Origin of the sequence: Sulfobacillus thermosulfidooxidans (assembly GCF_001280565.1) — a bacterium.
GTDB lineage: Bacteria > Bacillota > Sulfobacillia > Sulfobacillales > Sulfobacillaceae > Sulfobacillus > Sulfobacillus thermosulfidooxidans_A.
Map to the genome: position 1 here is coordinate 488,183 of NZ_LGRO01000002.1, position 18,315 is coordinate 506,497.

Annotated in this window: 19 protein-coding genes and 1 riboswitch; of the genes, 9 read left to right on the forward strand and 10 right to left on the reverse strand. The window is 48.5% G+C overall.

Going from position 1 to position 18,315, the window contains the following annotated elements; translation table 11 throughout:
• The first annotated feature begins 331 nt into the window (after positions 1–331).
• On the forward strand, positions 332–1,390 hold the full coding sequence (locus AOA63_RS17920) for a tetraprenyl-beta-curcumene synthase family protein (protein ID WP_053961106.1): 1,059 nt from the start codon (positions 332–334) through the stop codon (positions 1,388–1,390).
• On the opposite strand, the gene AOA63_RS17925 is transcribed toward AOA63_RS17920, so the two are convergent.
• Complete coding sequence (locus AOA63_RS17925; RefSeq protein WP_053961107.1) at positions 1,361–3,499, reverse strand: RecQ family ATP-dependent DNA helicase; 2,139 nt, start codon at positions 3,497–3,499, stop codon at positions 1,361–1,363. The two genes, AOA63_RS17920 and AOA63_RS17925, sit on opposite strands and share 30 nt — an antisense overlap.
• Before the next feature lie 141 nt (positions 3,500–3,640).
• Here AOA63_RS17925 and AOA63_RS17930 point away from each other — a divergent pair, with 141 nt between their 5' ends.
• Positions 3,641–4,798 carry a pyridoxal phosphate-dependent aminotransferase gene (locus AOA63_RS17930; RefSeq protein WP_053961108.1) on the forward strand — a complete coding sequence of 386 codons (1,158 nt, stop codon included), beginning with the start codon at positions 3,641–3,643 and terminating at the stop codon, positions 4,796–4,798.
• On the opposite strand, the gene AOA63_RS17935 is transcribed toward AOA63_RS17930, so the two are convergent.
• The 7 genes from AOA63_RS17935 to AOA63_RS17965 form a co-directional block, all read right to left on the reverse strand.
• Positions 4,773–6,182 carry an aldehyde dehydrogenase family protein gene (locus tag AOA63_RS17935; protein ID WP_053961109.1) on the reverse strand — a complete coding sequence of 470 codons (1,410 nt, stop codon included), beginning with the start codon at positions 6,180–6,182 and terminating at the stop codon, positions 4,773–4,775. The two genes, AOA63_RS17930 and AOA63_RS17935, sit on opposite strands and share 26 nt — an antisense overlap.
• A gap of 106 nt (positions 6,183–6,288) precedes the next feature.
• The gene (locus tag AOA63_RS17940; protein WP_242848419.1) at positions 6,289–7,470 is read right to left on the reverse strand and encodes a trans-sulfuration enzyme family protein; all 1,182 of its coding nucleotides are present in this window, start codon (positions 7,468–7,470) and stop codon (positions 6,289–6,291) included.
• A 38-nt stretch (positions 7,471–7,508) separates the two neighbouring features.
• Positions 7,509–8,015 carry a hypothetical protein gene (locus AOA63_RS17945; RefSeq protein WP_053961110.1) on the reverse strand — a complete coding sequence of 169 codons (507 nt, stop codon included), beginning with the start codon at positions 8,013–8,015 and terminating at the stop codon, positions 7,509–7,511.
• 76 nt (positions 8,016–8,091) lie between these two features.
• Entirely contained in the window at positions 8,092–8,430 is a 339-nt protein-coding gene (locus AOA63_RS17950) for a DUF962 domain-containing protein (RefSeq protein WP_053961111.1), read from the reverse strand.
• 139 nt (positions 8,431–8,569) lie between these two features.
• Positions 8,570–9,700 (reverse strand): peptidoglycan-binding protein, encoded by a 1,131-nt coding sequence (locus tag AOA63_RS17955; protein ID WP_053961112.1) that lies wholly within the window; start codon positions 9,698–9,700, stop codon positions 8,570–8,572.
• Between the two features lie 9 nt (positions 9,701–9,709).
• Positions 9,710–9,849, reverse strand: a riboswitch (cyclic di-AMP (ydaO/yuaA leader).
• 242 nt (positions 9,850–10,091) lie between these two features.
• Positions 10,092–10,517 (reverse strand): GtrA family protein, encoded by a 426-nt coding sequence (locus AOA63_RS17960; protein WP_053961113.1) that lies wholly within the window; start codon positions 10,515–10,517, stop codon positions 10,092–10,094.
• Positions 10,514–11,644, reverse strand: a complete 1,131-nt coding sequence (locus AOA63_RS17965) for a glycosyltransferase family 4 protein (protein ID WP_053961114.1) — start codon at positions 11,642–11,644, stop codon at positions 10,514–10,516. The genes AOA63_RS17960 and AOA63_RS17965 overlap by 4 nt, the downstream gene beginning before the upstream one ends.
• Before the next feature lie 368 nt (positions 11,645–12,012).
• Between AOA63_RS17965 and AOA63_RS17970 the strand changes: the two genes are divergently transcribed.
• The 3 genes from AOA63_RS17970 to AOA63_RS19455 all read left to right on the forward strand — a co-directional run bounded on the left by AOA63_RS17970 (position 12,013) and on the right by AOA63_RS19455 (position 13,142).
• Complete coding sequence (locus AOA63_RS17970) at positions 12,013–12,282, forward strand: YtxH domain-containing protein (RefSeq protein WP_053961115.1); 270 nt, start codon at positions 12,013–12,015, stop codon at positions 12,280–12,282.
• A complete protein-coding gene (locus AOA63_RS17975; RefSeq protein ID WP_053961116.1) occupies positions 12,279–12,704 on the forward strand; it encodes a hypothetical protein in 426 nt (141 codons plus the stop codon). The genes AOA63_RS17970 and AOA63_RS17975 overlap by 4 nt, the downstream gene beginning before the upstream one ends.
• 159 nt (positions 12,705–12,863) lie before the next feature.
• On the forward strand, positions 12,864–13,142 hold the full coding sequence (locus tag AOA63_RS19455) for a hypothetical protein (RefSeq protein ID WP_139061697.1): 279 nt from the start codon (positions 12,864–12,866) through the stop codon (positions 13,140–13,142).
• Here AOA63_RS19455 and AOA63_RS17980 read toward each other — a convergent pair.
• Both AOA63_RS17980 and AOA63_RS17985 read right to left on the reverse strand, forming a co-directional pair.
• A complete protein-coding gene (locus AOA63_RS17980; protein ID WP_139061698.1) occupies positions 13,065–13,634 on the reverse strand; it encodes an NUDIX hydrolase in 570 nt (189 codons plus the stop codon). The genes AOA63_RS19455 and AOA63_RS17980 overlap by 78 nt on opposite strands.
• A gap of 332 nt (positions 13,635–13,966) precedes the next feature.
• Positions 13,967–14,560 carry a hypothetical protein gene (locus AOA63_RS17985; RefSeq protein ID WP_053961117.1) on the reverse strand — a complete coding sequence of 198 codons (594 nt, stop codon included), beginning with the start codon at positions 14,558–14,560 and terminating at the stop codon, positions 13,967–13,969.
• 820 nt (positions 14,561–15,380) lie between these two features.
• Between AOA63_RS17985 and AOA63_RS17990 the strand changes: the two genes are divergently transcribed.
• Genes AOA63_RS17990 through AOA63_RS18005 form a run of 4 tightly spaced genes read left to right on the forward strand, consistent with a single transcriptional unit; the run spans position 15,381 to position 18,280 of the window.
• Positions 15,381–16,232, forward strand: coding sequence for a SirB1 family protein (locus tag AOA63_RS17990; RefSeq protein WP_026040833.1), 852 nt, complete (start codon positions 15,381–15,383; stop codon positions 16,230–16,232).
• Positions 16,219–17,133 (forward strand): DMT family transporter, encoded by a 915-nt coding sequence (locus AOA63_RS17995; RefSeq protein ID WP_082344129.1) that lies wholly within the window; start codon positions 16,219–16,221, stop codon positions 17,131–17,133. The genes AOA63_RS17990 and AOA63_RS17995 overlap by 14 nt, the downstream gene beginning before the upstream one ends.
• A 41-nt stretch (positions 17,134–17,174) precedes the next feature.
• Entirely contained in the window at positions 17,175–17,750 is a 576-nt protein-coding gene (gene mobA / locus AOA63_RS18000; protein ID WP_053961119.1) for a molybdenum cofactor guanylyltransferase, read from the forward strand.
• Positions 17,751–17,752: 2 nt separating this feature from the next.
• Positions 17,753–18,280 carry a molybdopterin-guanine dinucleotide biosynthesis protein B gene (locus AOA63_RS18005; protein ID WP_053961120.1) on the forward strand — a complete coding sequence of 176 codons (528 nt, stop codon included), beginning with the start codon at positions 17,753–17,755 and terminating at the stop codon, positions 18,278–18,280.
• The last annotated feature ends 35 nt before the right edge of the window (positions 18,281–18,315 follow it).

An 18,315-nucleotide genomic window follows, 5' to 3' on the forward strand; every position in this document is an offset into this window, starting at 1 on the left:
GCTTTTTCATGACGGTCTCAATTGAAATATCGCTAGAAGATCTCAGAAATACTTAGGCATAGTCTAAGAGACTAGTAACAGGCAAAACGCGCATGGTACTATTTTGCATAATGTTTCATTACGGGTCATTCATCAACAATGTCCCATCAGTCACGTGCCCACTTGTTTTCGTTGCGCGCTGAACGCGGGTCTCTGCGATTTCTTTGGTTGTGATTCCTTTCGGCTCTAGCGCCTTTCACAGCCAGCCTAATTTGAGCGACGTGGCATCAGCGGCCATGATAAGACATACACTGTGGTAAGCGATTATGGAGGCCGAATTAAGGAGAATACCATGTCAGGAAAAATTCTAGACTTCATCAGGTCATGGCAATGGGGAGCAGAATATTTTCGGGTAGTGCGTCCCCGTGTCGTCCATTTAATCGGTGAGTTGCACCAAATGGCGCAAGACATCCCAGACCCTGTTTTACGTGAACAGGCTTTGAGCTCTTTACAAACCAAACAATTTCACTGTGAAGGCGGAGGGGTGTTTGGAGGACCGTCTCGTGATCCTCACGGCTATCTTTTGGAATTTCTAGTCCCCTACCAAAGTTTATGCGACTACTTGGATACCGTCACCGACAGAGGTCCCTCCCAAGATCCGGACAATTTGCGGGAACTGCATCAAGGCTTAATCGATGCCATCACGCCCTTAGCCCCCGTCAGAGACTATTACCGGAATCATCCCCATGGCGAAGATGGCGGTTACCTGGCGTCTTTGGTGCACCGTTCGCAAGCCGCCCTAAGCCATTTCCCCGGCTATCCAGCGGTTCAACCCGCGATCACGCGTTTAGTTCACCTCTATGTGGATTTACAAGTGTATAAGCATGGTCCGGTGCCTACTCGCTTGGATCGTCTCACCACCTGGTTTCAAAAGGAATCGGATCCCGAAAATGGCTTATTTTGGTGGGAGTTTGCTGCCGCGACGGGGTCTACTCTTGGTATTTTTGCTTTACTCACCTTAGCATTAGAAAAAGATCCGGACGATAAACAAATCGAAACCTTATTTCGTCTCTATTTTCCCTGGATTGGGGCGTTACACATTCTACTCGATTATCTCATCGATCAAGAAGAGGACCGTGAAGGCGGCGATTTGAATTTTGTCACTTATTACCACAGTCCCGAACAGGCAACCCAGCGGCTTCAATGGATTTATCACCATATTGTCCAAGAGGCCCGAAACTTTCCTGACGCGGCTTTTCACCGTTATGTTGCCCGCGGGCTACTCGGCTTCTATCTATCCGACCGCAAAGTCCGCCATGAACTCAACCGTCCGGCATGTCACTTACTAGCAACCGGAGGCAGTGTGAGCATCGGCGTCTGGTTAGCAGCGCATGTCGGGCGCTCTCCGTGATTTCTTTACCAGGGCTCGGGCAATGCGCAGTTGGTCATAGGAATACTTTCCTTGTAAAGCAATGAACAAACTCTTTAACGTCTGGTTGGGATCATGGGTCAAACAGTCTTCCACTTGTTGTTGAACCTCGGGATGAACCAGACTCTCGCCATACCAACTCCATGCCCGGCTTTCATCTTGGATGATCCATTCCTCTAGGTAACCGATGACAGTGGAAGGCCTTCGGTTCACTCGCTCAGCCACTTCTGGCACCGGCAATCCTTCAGCAAAAAGATTCCACGCTTGTTCTTTCGCCGACTTCACCCGAACTCTGTCAGATGTCTTTATCGGCTTGTCTTCAGAGGCCTGACGAAAAAGCGCTATCAGGGCTTGACCGTAGCGCGCTAATTTTACCGGTCCTATGCCCGGACATTGGCGCAATTCTTCCCACGTTTTTGGCTGGCGCTCACAGAGTTCGTGCAGCACTCGATCACTAAAAATAAGATATGCAGCAACCTTTTCATCAAGCGCTTGCTGCTGGCGCCATGCCCGGAGTTTTTCCCACACCTTTCTATCACTTTCCGTGTTTATCAACGCCGGTTGTGGCCCGGAAAATGAAGACTGTGCACACCGATCACAGCACAGCTGAGGAGTGTGCGAAGGGGTAGACAGGGATTGGCCAAAATATTGGTAAATCGCTTCACGCCGACAACGGGCTGTATCGATATACGCTTTCATCTGTTCATATTGGGTGGTTCGGTGAGCATATAAGCGTTGAAGCCTGTCATTGAGGGCTTGGGTCATCCAGGATTCCACGGGTTTTTTGACGCGCACGAACATTTGATGCGCTTTTTTTGCCAGTACCTCAACCACATCCATTTCTTCCAGCGCCGTCACAATAACCTCCGCCATGGCTTCAAAATCTAAACTTCCTTCATCTAGCGTCATCGTCCCCGCGCTGTTAAGGTCCCACCATACTCCACGGTGTAACGGCCAACGGTCAACAATCTTCATAATTTGCTGGACCGTTTGTTCACGCGGACGTTCTCGTTCTAACATTCTGCGCCGCTGTGTCATGTCTTGGGGCGTAACAATCAAGCGAGCCCAAGCTCTTTGGCCATCACGTCCGGCCCGTCCCCATTCTTGGGTGTAAGCATCTAATGACTCCGGCATCCCAATGTTCAAAACCCCGCGCACATCGCTGCGGTCGATTCCCATTCCAAATGCGGTGGTCGCCGCCACAATCCGTAAGTGACCCGTGGAAAATGCATCGTGTACAGCCATTCTTTCCTTCTGCGTAAGTCCGGCATGATAAATACCGGTCGGTTCATGAATGGCTTGATGAATCCACCGCCCCCAATACTCCGCTTGTTTACGGGTGGTAGTATAGACAATAACAGCTCCAGATTCTTGCTGTATCGCATCAAGAACGGCGTGGTGCTGTTCCTTACTGCTGGCCACTTTTTCTACCGCTAAGAAAATATTGGCGCGATCCATAGATTGTCGTGTGACCAGGCATTTTTCCGGGCTGAGCCCTAATTGCCGGAGAATATCATCTTCCACTTGCGGAGTTGCGGTGGCCGTCAACGCCAAAATGGGAGGTTGTCCCAGTAAGCGGTGAAACTGTTTAATCCGGCGGTAATCGGGACGAAAATCATGGCCCCATTCCGAAATCGAATGGGCTTCATCAACAACTAGTAAACTGCACGGCAAGCGGTCAATCTGTCTCAGCAAATCCGGATGCCTAAGCCGTTCAGGGGCGAGAAAAATCACCCGCAATCGTCCCCGAGCCCATGCTGTCAAGACATCTTCGGTGCCCTCACCCAAGTGTTCCCAATGGCTCCAGTGCGCCGCCCTAATGCCCAGCTCATTCAAACGCTGGGTTTGTTCGCGCATTAAACTCAATAATGGAGAGATAACCACGGTGGGAGCGGGAAGGAGTACACTGGGAAGTTGATAGCATAACGATTTACCAGCCCCAGTAGGCAATATGGCGAGTTGCGAGATGTTTAAAAACACATGGCTTATGATTTCCCGTTGTAACGGCCGGAAATCAGGCAAATGAAAAACGTTGTGCAAAGTCCATTCAATTTTTCGGTGCAATGATTCGGAAATGCCAATGGTGTCCATACCATATCATTCGCGATAAAAGGGACAAGTTCCTGTTTCCTTAGCAGCACGAAAAATTTTGTCTTTTCCGAATCCCAATAAAGTTTTAAACTAGAGTTTACCGTGACTGAATCATTTTTGCACCAAGAAAGGGGAACATCTGTGTACTGGGCCCAACCAGACAATCTGCCAACTTCAGGAATCCGAGAAATTCTCGATATCGCTTTGCAAATGCCCGGGGCCATTCGCTTAGAAACCGGAGAACCCAATTTCCCTCCCGATCCGGCCGTTATCGACGCGTTTAACGAAGCGGCTCGTGGCGGACACAATCGTTATACGTCCTCATGGGGTATTTTGCCGTTACGGGAAGCACTAGCGGAAAAAATTCGCAGCGTCAATCACGTAATTCGGTCACCCGAAGAAATTCTGGTCACTCCCGGAGGAAGCCCTGGTCTCTTTTTAGCCTTTCTTGGCACGCTCGGTGTTGGGGATCAGGTTCTTGTGCCCAACCCGGGCTGGCCGGATTATTTAGGTGGCATTCGTGCGTTGCATCTTGATCCGATTTTTTATCCCTTACCAGCTCCCCAATTTTGGCCGGATCTCTCTCTTTTAGAAGAATTCGTCACACCAAGAACTCGCGCCATCGTGGTGAATTTCCCCGGCAATCCCGCAGGCAGCATTCCCCCGCGTCAGGTCATTGAAGCGCTTGTCGAGTTTGCTCACAAACATGATTTGTGGATTATCTCTGATGAGGTCTATGATCAAATCATCTACACCGATACCGTGATTTCTCCCGCACAACTTGCGCCAGAACGCACCATCTCTGTGTATTCATTTTCTAAAACATATGCCATGACAGGATGGCGGTTAGGATATGTGGCCCTGCCATGGCCCTACAGCGAATCGTTGAACCGTATTGCGATGGGATTGTGGTCATCCGTTTCCGAACCACTACAATATGCGGGACTCACCGCCCTAAAAACCGGTGCCCAAGGAATTACGACCCGTCTTGAACATTATCGGCGGCGGCGTGATCTCGCAGTCAACTTGCTGAACTCTTATCAGATCCCTTCTCACCGCCCTGATGGAGCATTTTATCTCTTAGTTGACATCTCCCGCACGGGAATGGGTTCACGAGACTTTGCACTGCAACTGCTCAAACAAGAAAAAGTTGCCGTAGCTCCGGGGTCCGCATTTGGCTCCGTGACCGACAACTATGTACGCATTTCCTTAGCCTCATCAGAAGAGGACCTGGCCCGGGGCTTAACTATTTTGGCCCAGATCCTCCAAGATCCTATAAGTTTAGCACCACGACGGTAGGATAGGTCATTTCCAAAATCGCATATTCGGGCCCTTCTCGTCCCAGACCCGAATTTTTAATTCCGCCATATGGCATATTATCGGCTCGGTAGGAGGAAGAATCATTGATGATGACGCCTCCTACTTCGAGTTGCTGCGCACACTGCATGGCTACCGACAAAGAGCGGGTGAATACCCCGGCTTGTAAGCCGTAACGACTCTCATTAGCCCAAGCAATCGCTTCATCGATGCTGTCATAGGGAACTAAACCCGCAAGCGGCGCAAACACTTCTTCCGCCATAACCTGCATAGAAGGAGCCACATTGACTAATATGGTCGGCGTCACCAAAGCGCCTTGTTTTTCCGCGGGCAAGAGGGCATGCGCTCCTTGTTGTAAGGCATTTTCATACCAGGCCCAAGCCCGGTTGGCTGCATCTTCGGTAATCATAGGCCCTACATCCGTACGGGGATCTTCGGGATCGCCAACCACCAAAGCCTTCGATGCCGCAATCAAGCGTTCTTGAAATTGCTCAAAAATGTTACGCTGAACATAGATGCGCTGAACGGCTATACACACTTGTCCGGCATATCCAAAGGCTCGGGCGGCGAGGGTTTTAGCCGCCAAGTCAATATCCGCATCTTCGTGCACAATATTCGCCGAGTTGTTGCCAAGTTCTAAAAGGACGGGTTTGAGTCCTGCATGGGCTCGGATTTCTTGTCCCACTTTCTCGGACCCCGTAAAGCTAATCAGTTGGATGTCGGGATGGGACACAAGCTTTTGCCCCAATTCCGGGCCCGAGCCGGTAAGAACATTGAGCCATCCCGGAGCAAGCCCCGCGTCAGCCATAAGTTCTGCCAATTTCATAGCCGTCAAAGGCGTTTGCGGAGCCGGCTTTAAAATGACGGCATTGCCGCCCGCAATGGCCGGGGCCACTTTATGTAAGACGAGGTTGAGAGGAAAATTAAACGGAGTAATGGCCAAAATAGTGCCATAGGGTTTTCGCAAGGTTAAAGCTAACCGATTCTCCGATCCGGGATTGCCGCGCACGGGAATTTCTTCACCATGTAAAGTTCTCGCAGCCACGGCCGCATACCGGAGCGTCTGTTGTCCCCGGCTGACTTCCGTGCGCGCATCTTTTAACGGCTTCCCCGCTTCCTGACAAATCAATTTAGCAAACTCTTCGTGCCGCTCTTGCAAAAGATCGGCCGCCTTCTCTAAAATACGGTAGCGTTCATGCACACTAAGAGGTTTACTTCTAGCCCGCTTGGCACTGTCAATTGCTAACGCTATCGCGGTATCATCCGCTTCTCCAGCCATACCGATGACCTGATGGCGATATTTGTGATAGACCGGGTACGCGGTTGCAACAGGCACTCTTCGCCCATCAATCCATACCTCTGCCATGTTCTCTCACCTCTTTAACAGACTTTGGACGCTGTTATGGAATATTTTTTACTCCGATGTCCCGTGACCTCAAGTGAAAGGAGTACCAGAAATAACGCTTGAAATGTCAATCCAGAGCATTTTCTAAATCAGCAATGAGATCCTTGACGTCCTCAATCCCCACCGACAGCCGAATCAGCCCTGGCACGATGCCGCGGCGATTTCGTTCCTCTTCAGGAATTGCACTGTGTGTCATGGTGGCGGGATGACTAACTAATGATTCCACACCGCCTAGACTTTCAGCGACAGCAAACACGCGAAACTTCCGCAAAACTTCGTAGACGTGTTTGGTATCAGCATCTTTTAACACGAAGGAAATCATTCCCCCGCCACCCCGCATTTGTTGGGAAAAGGCCACTTGTCCTTCCGGATAATAAAGCCGACTGACTCGGGGATGAGTCTTCAGAAACTGAACAATACGTAACGCATTTTGGGTATGTTGCTGCATGCGTAAGGCCAGAGTTTTCACTCCACGGAGAATAAGCCATGCGTCAAAAGGACCTAAAATCGGGCCTGTCGCATTGCGAAGAAACCGCAAAGGCTCGCGCCAGCGACCATCCCCCCCAATTACCACACCACCGATGACATCGGAATGCCCGGCAATATATTTTGTCATCGAATGAACCACCAGGTCGGCTCCTAAGCGAAGAGGATTTTGCAGATAGGGTGAGGCAAAAGTATTATCGACAACCACTGTCAAATCATGCGAATGCGCCTGGCGCGTTACACGTTCAATATCAATGACATGTAAAAGGGGATTGGTTGGTGTCTCCAACCAAATGAGACGGGTCGTGGGTCGGATCCTTTTCACCCAATCATCGGTATCGAACGTGCAATAATCAACCGCGATATTATGCTGGCGATAGACTTGTTCTAATAACCGGTAGACGCCTCCGTAGAGATCTAATCCCGCAATGACATGGTCGCCAGGGTTTAAGTGCCGTAAAATGGCATCACAAGCCGCCATTCCCGACCCAAAGACGACAGCAAACTGGCCATGTTCCAACGCCGTCAACGTATCTTCCAACGCTTCCCGATTCGGTGAATCTCCGCGGCCATATTCATAGTGGACGGGTGTCCCATCAAGCGCTTGGGTATATGTACTGGTTTGGTAGATAGGCATTGTTGTCGACCGGGATTGGTCTAATGAGCTTTGCGCTTGGTGAATGGCTCGTGTGCTAAATCCCCAGTCTTCGTGCTGATCCTTAGATTGATTCGCGGTCGCCACCACCTCTTGGTATAGTTTCATGGTCCACTCTTCTATTTAAGCAACCCGGACACGAAAACTCAACTGTTGACGAGGACTGCATCCCACGAGACATCAAGAACTTGCCCATTGGGCAATAGTTTAAAGGAGAACGGGGCTAAATGGGTGCTGGGATCAAAATAAAGACGGTCAAAAGCCATATTCGGCAGCGGCGGAATATTAATATAGACTTCTTCCGGAATCGTTGTCGACTCAATGGGATGGGGGAGATAGTGGAGGCTCTTTTCCAGACCCGCCACATTTATTGGTACTTCTAACGTAACGTAATACGTGTTTGAGCCATTATCATAAGCCGGCCCATAGTTATAGTAACCAGGAATTTGACCACTACCCAGATATTCCTGGTTGCCTGTCGCCTGCAAAATATTCGCCCCAATATTATAGCCGGATAGGGTGGGAGTATTGATAATCTTGCGCACGGGTCCTGGCATGTTGCCAATGCTATTGGGGCTGCCACAACCGGCGAGAACGACGCTGACACCCATCAACAAAACTATCTGCCGCCCATGGCGCAACCACAATGACATCACGCTCGCCTCCTCTTGCCCTATATATATCGGTTGAGGAGCGAACTATGTTAGCCAGGTCGACAGGTCTTGAACCTCATTTTCCTTTCAACGGGTTGCGCGGCAAGGAGAAATCTTCAAAAGCAAATCCTCGTGTCAACATAATCCAAAATAATAACAGATCTGCTTGAAGAGAATACCGAGGAAAACGCCATGTTGCCGGTCGATTTTGTTCAATAAATAAATGGCCGTACCAAGCGAACCCATAACCCATGACAAGGGCAAGCAATAAATACCAAGCGTTAAAGGTTAGAAGAGCCAGCAAAATCGCAATCAACGCCGTGCCAGTGCCAATGAAATGGGTGAGACGCGTAGCGGACTTTTGGTGCTGCGCAAGATAATATGGCCAAAACTCTTCAAATGAATGCATTCTCATCTGTTTTTCACCTCATCATAATATTTCGCGAGAATCGCGGAAAATCCTTCCTTAGAGAGGCACAGACTAGCAATTTGATCTATTTTTTTCCATAAAAAATGAGAGCAGCGAAATACTGCTCTCATTGTCTAATGCGAAATTACTTGCCTAGAACATAGACGGTAACGGGCTCAATGCCAAAGTTGGAGACGGTTTGAGAATTGGCATCCATGAATATGTCAATTCGGTGTCCCACAATCGCTCCACCTGTATCCATTGCGCGGCCTAAAAATCCGCCGGCCGGCAAATTGGGATCGGTGTATCCGGTCACGTACACGTAGGATTTTAATGGAATGAGTGATGGATCCACAGCAATCATTCCCGGTTCCAAAGGTTGGCCAAATGCATCGACCGGTCCGTAGGGGTAGTTGTCTTTAAGACTCGGACCATATGCCGTTGCGCGCATATGATAGACCGCAATCACGGGGCGGCCATCAATCGTGCTGGGCGTAGAGGAAGACGACGAGGACACTTGCGACGCGTCTGATACGTTAGCCGCTTGGGTGCCTTGGGTGTTCTGACTGGAGGTCGTGTTGCTGACACTTGTTTGTGCCGTATTTGCAGCGGTCAGATCAGTATTGGGCGCTAAAATTCCGAGACCAATCAAAATCTGTTTCCAGGTATCATATGTGGTTACACCCGAAGGGGTCAGTCCCTGAGCTCGCTGAAAAGCTTCCACCGCTGCCTGGGTTTTAGGTCCAAAAATTCCATCTGTCGGTCCCACTTGAGTATACCCCAGTAACTTTAGGTCAGCTTGTAGCGTCGCCACCCAATGTCCTTGGGAACCGATGGAGAGTTTCTGATAAAGTGCTGGATGTTCTTGTGCATTAATGGGAGGCACATTGACGGAGAATGTCATAGGACCGGTGTAACGCGGAGTCAGATTAAACCCAGCTAAAATATCTTGCCAAACGGGCGGACTGGTCACTCCTGTAGGAGCAAACCCGTTATTTTCCTGGAAGGCCTTAAGAGCCGCCAGCGTTTTGGGTCCAAAGATTCCATCATCCGTTCCGACACTGTGGTATCCCAATAAATAGAGATCGGCTTGTAGTGTGGCCACCCAGTGTCCCACGCTCCCTTGTTGGAGCACTTGATTCATGGCAGGATGTTGCTGCGCTAACATTTGAGTGGTTTCGGGAATTGAGGCAGCTTCAGCAGATCCAGAAATCATCATACCGAGTGCTGCAGTCGCCCCAGTCATTAGGGCTCCGGCAAGAAAACGATAATGCATTAAACAATCTCCCCTCAACAATTTTGCCTCCGGAGTTAGCTGACGGGTTAGGGCGCGGAGAGTGGCCCCTTCGACCGAAAACTGTCGAATTCACCCCAGATTTGGATCCCCCGGTTGTTGAATCATCAACAATTTGGCTGGCGTCAGTTTAGGAAAGATTGGACAACCTGTCAGATGCCATAATGCTGGTTATCCTTGCGTTTTGCCCCACCCGCTGTCCCTTTTCAAGACAATCGCAATATTTGTCCATGATTGCGCTATCATACCAATTTTTAGCGCACAGGGTTTAAAGCGATGTGGGAAAGACCGCAAAAAATGACGTTTGGGCGAGATATTTGCTATCCTCTGGGATTTGACTGGAAGAAACATGTCACAAATTGGATCGGACAACTTACGTAAATACAATGAGTTTCATCATAATAAAACTTGTTAGGGAAGCTAAAAACATCGCTGCCAATTTAGCAATATTGTTGGCCATGACATGGGGAATGGCATGAATCTGCAAGACTAAAGGAGCAATTAACCACAAAATTAAATCGTTTACCACAATATTAATTAGTGACTGCACAATAAACAAAACGCGTTGACGCAGCGCTTCTTTCCCATGCTTTTTAACATTCTGGCGAAATGTCCAGCGACTATTCCAAATATAGCTGTTAAGGATTGCAGCCATTACCGCTAACGTGTTATACACCACGAGCTGATCGACATTCCGTGTAGGAATGAGCCAATACAACCCATTAAAAACTAATAGATCGATTATGGCATTCCCCAATCCGACCGATACGAATTGGATAAATTGCCATAGCCGACTCATTGATGTCCCTTTACGTGGCGAATCGCCGCCTCGTAGAGCGCCTCGAGTTCTTGCGTAGGTTCTTTCCATCCCCATTTCTCCGCTTCTTGGCGCGCCTTCACTCCAAGATCCGCCAGTAAAGTCCGGTCCTTCATCAATTCGCTTACCAATTGGGCTAATTGGTACGGTTGGGTACTCGGAAATAGTCTTCCTGCCCCACTGGGATCAATGAGTTCATGCGACGGTCCAGATTCCGCGGCCACAATGGGCAACCCCGAAGCCATCGCTTCTAATAACACCAAGCCTAACGTTTCTGTCGTACTCGGGAACACAAAAAAGTCTGCCGAGGCATATGCGCTTGCCAATTCTTCGCCTAAGAGTTTTCCGACAAATGTCGTAGGAGTCCGCTCAAAGCGCTGTTTAAAATAATCGACAGCCGGCCCATCACCGACCAAAGCCAGGTGCACACCGGGATTGCCTGGAAACAAAGATAATAACCGTTCTAATCCTTTTTCTTTAGCAATGCGTCCCACGTATAACGCAATGAGCCGATCAGCATGTCCACCGGTTAACCGTTGGCGCATGGCTTCGTTCCGGTGACGCGGATGAAATCCTGAGAGATCCACGCCTCGTCGCCACAGCCGCGCGTTTTTGATTCCATGCTGCGTAATTTCTTTCATAATGGCTTCAGATGTCGCCAAATTATACACAGCCTGGTTATGTAACATGCGCAAAAGTCCCCAGATTGCAGGCTTGGTAAATCCCAAATGGTAGAAGTCGGCATATTGCGCAATATTTGTATGATACGATGCCACTAATGGATATTGGCGGCGGCGCGCCGCATATACGCCTGCAATGCCTAAGACAAACGGATTCACCACATGAACCACATCGGGACGAAATTCATCGAGAAATTTTTGGACGCGAGGCAAGGGAATGCCCCAAGGCTTTCCTCCATAGACAAAAGACACGGAAAATGTGGGTACGGATTTTACCGGAATCCCTTCAAAAACAGGTTCTCCGCCACAAGGAGCCACAATAAATAATTCGTGTCCCATCCGTTTAAGTTCCCGGACTGTTTCCGTAATCCGGGTTACCACCCCATCCGTGGACGGCCGCCATGTTTCTGTAACAAATGCAATTCTCATATCTTCAACGCCCAAAAGTGCGTTTTTTGCACACTCAATCCCACCATGTATCTATGTTGACCCAAATATTCTTTGAACCAGCATAGTATATCATAGCCGATCTGTCCTGTCCTTTCCGCCTTCTGATCGCGTAAATCCCAATTGTTCGTAATATTCATCATCGATAGTCAGTTTCCATTGAGGCCATAATCCTCTCGAGAAAGGCATTCCACCAGACTCCATAAAGGCCCCAAAAAGACTCCTGTACGCTAAATTCATCTCATGGCTACCTGAGGGCATGTCTGGGCGTCTTTCACAATGCTATCTACCAGGACTTTTCCATCGCCTCGAGATATGTCACAATAGAAGAAAATCGAGGAGGCGAAATTATGAACGATCGCACATGGGATCGGTTAAGCGGATTAGTTGTAGGAGCCGCATTAGGCGTGCTCGCAGGAATACTTTTAGCTCCCAGCGCTGGCGCGGAAACTCGGGGCAGCATAAAAAAGAAAACGCAGGATTCCTTAGATCAAATTCAAAAGAATGTACGTGATATTCGCGAATCGTTAACGCAAAAAGGACAAGCTTTATTTAAAAAATCCGTAACCGAGATTCCGCTCGATGACAGTGAGGATCCTCACGAGGATCAAGGTGCATGACCATAAGCACCGCCTTAACGATTATTGCTATTTGTTTTGTCATCCTAACGTTAATTGTCGTCGGGCTCGGTGTCATGCTTATCATCGTAACTTTACGCGTCATCCGTCTAGAAAAGACCATTACACAGGAAGTATCTGTTCTTCGCCGGCAATTGGGGGAATTGATTCAAACGGCCCGGGAATCATCTTCCCGGCTTGGACAAACCGTTCAGGAATTTAAGGCTTCGGCGTATCGCATAGGACTGATTGCTACAAGCATTGCCGGACTCATCGAATCCCGTAAGGCGAAAACCCTCAAAGCTTCACGACCGAAAACCAAAGTACGTCCATGGTGGTTATCGACACTGGCCTTAGGTTATTCATTGTGGCACAAAAGACGCAAAACCAAACAGTCTCCCCCATCATCCAGTATCCCGTCGTAATGGCAGGCCTTCCTTGAACTCAGAACTCTCATCAACGGATGCGATGTTCTGCCGGGGAAGGCCTGTGTTTGCTGTTCTTAGCAAAAAATTTCCTGCTGGGTCACCCCAAGCCGTCTTTCCACATAGGGTGAAACAACAGGAATTCGCACGGGAGGGATCATGATGCCAAACAATATCCGCGATAAATCAGACCCCTGGCACGTCGATATTCTCATCCAATTTTTGCAACAAACATTGGTCACTTTAGCTGAGGACTATCATCAAAAGCCTAATCCGCGAAACTTTTATCAAACGATTACCTTGCTGCATGATGTGCTCGATGCCTTAACCGTACAAATTCCGGACATGTATCCATTAACATTACGACGCCGGGATTGTCATCCGCATCTCCATGCGAAACAGTTGAAGAACCATATTGTGCAAACTAAACGCGAGTGAGGGAGCCTCTTCCCAGGGATAGAAACGGGCTTCTTGCGCATCCGTTCCAGCTTGCAATTGTCCCCCGATGGGATGCCCGCGGAAAAATGTAATGATCGTATCATTACTAGGTGTTGACCAAGTTCCAAACTGTCTATCCAACGATACAACGAGCCCGGTTTCTTCTTCAACCTCTCGCACTGCGGCGTCGGCGACACTTTCCCCCAGTTCAATCCCGCCGCCAGGAAAGGTTAATCCTCCAACAAAAGGCGGATACCGGCGTGTCACCAATAAAATTTCCTTACGCGACGGTTCAAAAACCAATACCGCCACCGCAGGTAATGCCCGTTCCCAATAAACGAAACCACAATGAGAGCAATAGCGACGTTCCCGCCCATCCCACGTGTGATTTAACAAGGGTTCGCGACATAATGGACAATAGATCCATTGACTAGCCGGGGCATGCCGCCATTGCACAAAATTATTTGGCTTTTCTTCGTTCGCGTCTGACATATACGTCACCGTTGCTATTGTAGCAGTTTATGACGCCGTGGATAAAGGTGTAAGATGGCAAATTACACCCAGAGGTTTAACTGGCAAAGTTAACATTTTGATAACTCGCAGTCATCGCCGTCGATACTCATCTTGATATGTCAACCCAGGCCGTGCCACGCTCAGTAACTCGGGCCCATTGTCCTAGGATGGCCCGTAAAAATAAGGCGGTCTGCCAAAGAGGGAGGTCTCATGACTGACCAGTAAGCGTTTCATGGCCTCTTTGCGCACTGACAAGCAATGACCACGTGTGCCATCATTTCAACAGGGTCATCATGGCCCCACGCGGTTGATCAGTCATCACTTCCTTCACGCCAAGACGACGATTGCGTATTTTCCAAATGGGCTTTCAAGGTCTTCAGCTCTTGACCCATGCCCTGCATTTGATCTTCTGCCATAGCCAGAAACTTTATAAGTTCTGGTTGACGTTCATGGTCAATTTCCATAATGTGGCGCACCTCATTATATAGATCGAGCGCCCGGTCCAGTTCCTTGCGGACACTTTCCATCCGGTCCAATAATTGATTCCGATATTCCTGGGCCTTTTCGTCCTTCAGTAAAGTATTCAATAATTGCAAGAGGACCGGATCATCAGTGGAAATACGCACCATGATCGACTGTCCTTTAAAATCTTGTGCCGCCTGAATCCACGTCAACGGATCGGGAACGGGGACCCCCCGAATAAATCCCTGCCATGGAGCCAAGGGAATCTCAATACGCCGATGAATAGACATTGCCATACTTAAGGCATAGTCTTCTTTTAATTGATAAACAAAACGTGTCCGACTCGGATCCGCCATTAGGTAACCAATAATGGTTTGAATCAGAGGGTTTTGTTGGGCGATTCTCCCTATATAAACAAGGACTTTTTGATTATCTGTGCCCAAAAAAGTATACCCTCCTTTCCCTTATACGATGCCAAACACATCTATCCTTATATCAGTATCAGGGTTCCCACTTGCTGTCTCTTCAATCATGACAGCAAGTTCCAGTTTTTATATGAAAGATTTCTTGAAATATCCTTGTAGAAATAGAAAAATCTCGCTTTGCCCCAGAACAGCTTGCATGTTGCCGAGTTTGGGGATAATCACGTTGCGGACACGCTAAACACGTGTCCGCGACAGCCGTTATTTATCGTTCCGAAAGAAGACACTATACACCCTTTTATGTACAAAAACACCCATCCTCTCGCCCCTTCGTCAACACGGGAGAGACGGTCCCAATGGATGTTCATCACCATAGCTCCTCCATGGACGATGCCTTTTTTTCATCTTTATTCTTATGATATCATTGCTTTTAAAGTAATGCCAAGTTTCGTTCATCAAAGCTCCTTGGGTTCTGGTCCACAAAGAATCTTGCGCACAATAAACTGATGTTGACGACATAACGGCAAGAGATTTCAATCTCATTCCCAATTCAACTCAAAGAGGGCGACAAACGGGTTTGCTGTTAGAAAATTCGGGGAAAAATGGTACAGCTTAGGTAAATGCGGTGCTACGCTCTTGCCAAGCCTTGTATAATAAATATACAATCTCGACTACTTCTTATAGCGAGATTCAAATTTGGCAGGAGAATCACGACCTAACGCGAATAATATGTTAACGGCTGGTAGCGGCTTCGAACCTTGAGGATCGCTATTCCATATCATGGAGGTATACACGTTGATACCTCGGCCGCATTTGAGCCATGGAGAAAGGAGCGGCGGCCATGAAAACATTGACTGAGAGAGAAATTAAAGCTTTGATTCGTCTCTTGGGGGATGATGATATCAAGACGGCGCAAATAGCCCGACAGCGATTGATCGAATCTCGTCAGGAGGCTCAGCCATATCTGGAAGAAGCCAGAACGTCTTTGGATCCACATGTTCGGACGCGGGTCTATAGTATTCTCGAACGACTTCGTCTTGACGAACTGGGAGAACGCTTCCAACGTTTTGCGGCCATGCCGTCCGCTTGGATCGACCTAGAAGAAGGTGCCTTTCTCATTGCTGAATCCGGATACCCGACAATTAATCGCCAACATTATCGAGACATGCTGGATTCCATGGCCCAAGAATTTAAAGTTCACATGGATCAGCACAATCTCAAAGGTCGTGAACTCATCGAGAGTTTAAATCACTATTTCTTTGATGAGCTCGGCTTTACGGGAAATAAAGAAGCCTACTATGATCCCGATAACAGCTATCTCAACCAGGTGTTGGATCGTCGGTTAGGGATTCCCATTAGTTTGTCTTTAGTCTACCTATTGATTGCCCGTCGTTTACGCATCCCAGTGGTCGGCATCAGCATGCCCGGACACTTTCTCCTCCAATATAACGATAGCCTTTTCATTGATGCCTTTGAAAAAGGCCAATTGTTGAACCGGGGCGAATGTGTTCAATTTCTCATGACCAATGGTTTTGGCTTCCATCCAGCGTATTTAAGTCCGACTCCCACGCGTTTTATGCTTGTTCGCATGTTGACCAATCTTATTCAAATCTATAGCACGCAAGATCCGGATCGTGCCGATTCCTTAAGCGCGTTTCGGGATATGTTAACCCAGTCTTATGCTAAAGTCTGAGCCATCTCGGACACCTCACACCCCAACTGCTCTTCAGCTATACGGGGCTGTAGCAGTTGGGGTCTTGTCTGTTTCGAGTGCCTCAGTGCTTATACGTTTAACGCCGGCCCCAGCCAACGCCATTGCTTTTTGGCGCCTAATTCTGACCGCCCTGCTTTTAATGCCCGTCGTGCTCCGCCAACCGCCAACATGGTTCAGCTTAAGGTATCTAAAACATTTCACGGTATCGGGATTATTTTTAGCGTTGCACTTTATTTTCTGGATTCAATCGCTCATGATTTTACCGGTCGCCTTGTCGACGGCGTTAGTCTCGACGCATCCTTTACTTATCGCATCATACACGCGTATCGTGCGCAAACAGCCCTTTCCCACGCGCATTAAGATAGGATTAACCAGCGCTACCATAGGTCTTGTGATATTACCCATTGGGACAGCCTGGTCCTTTCATCAAACAGATGGCATGGTCGATGCCTTGTTAGGAGCACTTTTTGCAGGATTGTATCTCATGGCTGGAAAGCACTCCCGACAAAGCTTATCCGCGAGCCAGTATTCCTCCGGAACCTATCTCATGTCCAGCTTCATCTTGTTTCTTATCAATATATTTCAGAACCATTCCCTTGGTCCGATGAATGAGCATGTGATGATCTTATATCTTCTCATGGCTATCATTCCAACTTTGGGCGGACATACCACATTTAACTGGTTATTGCGATTCATGCCCGCGGGACAAGTATCCATGGCCATGATTGGTGAAATTCCTGGATCTGCGATGTTAGCGTGGCTCATTCTCCAGCAAATGCCTTCGTGGACGGTATGGATCAGTCTTACCTTACTCACGCTGGGAATCGTTATGACCCTCATCTCCACGAAGGAACCGAATCCTGCGGATTCCGGCCTCTAAAACAGGTATATTATAATGGGAATCATGGGGAGGAGCGGAATGTGGACCCAATCATAGATGGAGTGGTATTGGCAGGGGGACAATCATCGCGCATGGGCGAAGATAAAGCCCAACTGCCTTTACCCAATGGCATGCGTCTGGTGGACCGGGCAGTTTTGTTACTAAAAACGGTTGTTAACGGCAGGTTATGGATCTCTAGACCGTGGAATTATGCAAACCCAGGTGATGACGATTTGTTGGATAGCCAACCCTTTGAGGGTCCTTTAGCTGGAATTGAACGGGCTATGACCTCTTCTCATGCGGATTTTTTAGCCGTGATGGCTGTTGACTTGCCCAACCTTCCGACAGATTTTTATAAGTGGTTGCATCCTTACTTGTCAGACGATGTTGAAGCCCTCCTGCCACAGGGCGAGCGCCATCGCCAGCCCTTGGCCGGATTTTGGTCGACACAGTTAATAACTGACCTGGTCCATTTCCGCCAAACGGGCGGTCAGAAAGTCGAAACCTTTTTAAAGCGGCATACCGTGAAATGGGTTCCGGTGCCTGAGGCATGGTTACGTAACGTCAATACTCCTAGTGAATGGCAAGCATGGCTAAATCATCAGGAGCGTGATTAATCATGCGCGTGTTCCATATCGTCGGCTATTCCAATGTCGGAAAAACACGCCTGATTGAAGCCATGTGTCAACGTCTGAACGGGCGCATACTCGTGTTGAAGTTTTCTCATCATCCCTCAATGGATCGCCCGGGTTCCGATACCGATCGTTTAGCCGCTCACCATGCGGATACGCTCTTGATCCAGCCCGGTCAAACCACATGGCGGAGTTCTTTGGCGTTACCCATTGATTGGTCGCAGGTGGCTCAACATTTTGAGTGGATGATATGGGAAGGAGGTAAACATTTTCCAACTCCGAAGATTGTTTTCAACTCGGCGGACATTCTTGAACACGTTTCCAATATTCGTTTAATCATTGGTCCGCCTTCTCGAAAACTTTCTACGGTTTGTGCTTATCCGACATGCCTCCCCTTAAACGAGGAAACCCGTGACAATCTCGCCGAATACATCATTCAACAACATAAGATGTTAAGTTTCGAGTGGAATGATCCTTCCGCACAACTCGTTTATCATCGCAAATTTAGCAGATAATCGGTTCTCCTATTACAGAGATACCCAAGAAAGGC

What these genes read in the sequence shown, in the direction of transcription:
- AOA63_RS17920 (WP_053961106.1), top strand. Translation starts at nt 332, where the DNA reads ATGTCAGGAAAAATTCTAGACTTCATCAGGTCATGGCAATGGGGAGCA.
- AOA63_RS19455 (WP_139061697.1), top strand. Translation starts at nt 12,864, where the DNA reads ATGATGCCAAACAATATCCGCGATAAATCAGACCCCTGGCACGTCGAT.
- AOA63_RS17970 (WP_053961115.1), top strand. Translation starts at nt 12,013, where the DNA reads ATGAACGATCGCACATGGGATCGGTTAAGCGGATTAGTTGTAGGAGCC.
- AOA63_RS18005 (WP_053961120.1), top strand. Translation starts at nt 17,753, where the DNA reads ATGCGCGTGTTCCATATCGTCGGCTATTCCAATGTCGGAAAAACACGC.
- AOA63_RS17955 (WP_053961112.1), bottom strand. Translation starts at nt 9,700, where the DNA reads ATGCATTATCGTTTTCTTGCCGGAGCCCTAATGACTGGGGCGACTGCA.
- AOA63_RS17965 (WP_053961114.1), bottom strand. Translation starts at nt 11,644, where the DNA reads ATGAGAATTGCATTTGTTACAGAAACATGGCGGCCGTCCACGGATGGG.
- AOA63_RS17935 (WP_053961109.1), bottom strand. Translation starts at nt 6,182, where the DNA reads ATGGCAGAGGTATGGATTGATGGGCGAAGAGTGCCTGTTGCAACCGCG.
- AOA63_RS17940 (WP_242848419.1), bottom strand. Translation starts at nt 7,470, where the DNA reads ATGAAACTATACCAAGAGGTGGTGGCGACCGCGAATCAATCTAAGGAT.
- AOA63_RS17950 (WP_053961111.1), bottom strand. Translation starts at nt 8,430, where the DNA reads ATGAGAATGCATTCATTTGAAGAGTTTTGGCCATATTATCTTGCGCAG.
- AOA63_RS17980 (WP_139061698.1), bottom strand. Translation starts at nt 13,634, where the DNA reads ATGTCAGACGCGAACGAAGAAAAGCCAAATAATTTTGTGCAATGGCGG.
- AOA63_RS17975 (WP_053961116.1), top strand. Translation starts at nt 12,279, where the DNA reads ATGACCATAAGCACCGCCTTAACGATTATTGCTATTTGTTTTGTCATC.
- AOA63_RS17925 (WP_053961107.1), bottom strand. Translation starts at nt 3,499, where the DNA reads ATGGACACCATTGGCATTTCCGAATCATTGCACCGAAAAATTGAATGG.
- AOA63_RS17990 (WP_026040833.1), top strand. Translation starts at nt 15,381, where the DNA reads ATGAAAACATTGACTGAGAGAGAAATTAAAGCTTTGATTCGTCTCTTG.
- AOA63_RS17945 (WP_053961110.1), bottom strand. Translation starts at nt 8,015, where the DNA reads ATGTCATTGTGGTTGCGCCATGGGCGGCAGATAGTTTTGTTGATGGGT.
- AOA63_RS17995 (WP_082344129.1), top strand. Translation starts at nt 16,219, where the DNA reads ATGCTAAAGTCTGAGCCATCTCGGACACCTCACACCCCAACTGCTCTT.
- AOA63_RS17960 (WP_053961113.1), bottom strand. Translation starts at nt 10,517, where the DNA reads ATGAGTCGGCTATGGCAATTTATCCAATTCGTATCGGTCGGATTGGGG.